We start from the raw sequence: 1,729 nt of genomic DNA, 5'->3' as shown, positions 1-1,729 counted from the left end.
TAGAAAGGGTGTGCAGATTATTTCCACGGAGGCAAATGTCGACATCACGAGTGCGAAAGAAATCGTACTGACCGCAGGCGGTTCACAGCTAAAAATAAATGCTTCAGGGGTATTTCCTACGACTGCAAGTAAGTTTGAGGTTAAGGCAGGGCAGCATTTGTTTGTGGGGGGAGCAGACGTTGGATTTAATATGCAAGGACTACCTGCATATGAAATATATAATGAAAAATTCCAAATCCTTTTGCCGTCGGGTGAGCCTATGAAGTTTATTGACTATAAGGTTTCTACGAGTGATCAAGAATTTATTGCACAAGCGGATAATAAAGGTAAATCTAAACGTATTAATACCAAAGGCGAAGAAGGTTTAACATTGAGTTTAAACTGGATGACTTTAGAGGTAGTTGAGAGCGAAGGAGATGTGGAATAATGGGAGGTGATCTAGACTGGAAAAGTAATACCAATACGACTGAAAATAGTTGCAAAATAGCACAGTGTGATTGTTTGACTTTTTGGGAAGTATATCAGCAAGTAGCGATGCAGCGTCTTTCAAATTTAAAAGATGCTAAACAAAACTTATATAGACTTGAAGAAGGTTATGAAGCACGAGCAAGAAGAATAGCGGCAGCATACGCTAAAATTTTCTTAGAAAAAGAGATAAATGGTAATGTAAATTTAAAAGGTCGTTATTACTGGATGGGTTTGGGTGCATTTGCATCTAAAACAGTTGCTAATGTTTTTGATCATTGGGGAAGTCAGACTGGTTATTCTGCTCCTATTATTGTAAATACTATAAAAGAACCAATCGATCTTTTTGCATTAGGGAATTTGTGGCTATTTATGGATATTGCCCCTTGGCATTATGCTTGGAGTGCTTCATCAAAAACATTTGATAGTTGTAGAACCCAAAGAAATATTTCAAAATTTACTCATATAAAAAAAGAAGTCATGAATCTACCATGGTCAAGTTGTTTGCCAGAGATTAAATACTTAGGAAGTACAGAACAAATCAAAGATGCTTTTGCTTTGTTACCTCAAATAGAAAAAATCTTTTTGGGAGAAAGAACAGAAAAGGGAAAATACAATGCAGCTAAGAAATATTTATTTGATCACTTAATGTTTATTGCAGTTCAAGAGCAATTTAATATCTTGCAAACGGTTGTTTGGAATAAGGCTTCTGCGCAATGGGGAGCAGAGAAACAAAGAAGCTGGTATATGGGCTGGGCTATGCCAGATGCAACCTTAGTTTTATCAAGTGATTATGATGTGGATGAAGTTAAAGAGGGCTGGTTCTCTAGTAGTGATAAGGCTAAGCGAGCTAGCGAACTGCCTGAAGAAGTTTATATTTCACCTTTTAGTGATACAAAGGCGGAGAATTACGATAGTCGTATGATTTGGATTAAAAAAGCCGCTGAAAAATATCACCGTTTAATGTTGGATGATAAAGGGCGTGCCTTTTTACATCAGGAATTAAAAACAATAACGGGGTGGAGTCAGAGCAAAGCAAACTTTCTCTTTGGAATACATCCAAGTAGTAATGAAGGGAAAAAATAACGATTTTTTTAACAAAAGTTTCAATATGAAAAATTATCTGAGTTTAATTTTTGGATTTTCGATATGTTGCCTATTATTGGCTTGTACTCCAAATACGAAAAGTAAAGGAAATGAAATCATGCCACCACAAAGTGCTATTTTACATTTTGGACAGCAAGGATTAAAAGATTTGGTGGTG

At 36.1% G+C, this 1,729-nt stretch carries 2 protein-coding genes; both read left to right on the top strand.

What is annotated here, in order from left to right:
• A partial coding sequence (locus tag CL42_RS16060) for a DUF2345 domain-containing protein (RefSeq protein ID WP_228133305.1) occupies nt 1-427 on the top strand: 427 nt, incomplete at its 5' end.
• Nucleotides 427-1,551 carry a DUF2515 family protein gene (locus tag CL42_RS16055; RefSeq protein WP_035270925.1) on the top strand — a complete coding sequence of 375 codons (1,125 nt, stop codon included), beginning with the start codon at nt 427-429 and terminating at the stop codon, nt 1,549-1,551. The genes CL42_RS16060 and CL42_RS16055, both read left to right, overlap by 1 nt.
• Nucleotides 1,552-1,729 lie beyond the last annotated feature (178 nt).

The sequence above is a fragment of the Acinetobacter sp. Ver3 genome, from assembly GCF_000632455.1.
Taxonomy (GTDB): Bacteria; Pseudomonadota; Gammaproteobacteria; order Pseudomonadales; family Moraxellaceae; genus Acinetobacter.
This window is presented reverse-complemented; position numbering and strand designations above follow the sequence as displayed.

Coding starts and splice junctions, on each gene's coding strand:
- CL42_RS16055 (WP_035270925.1), top strand. CDS start 427: ATGGGAGGTGATCTAGACTGGAAAAGTAATACCAATACGACTGAAAAT.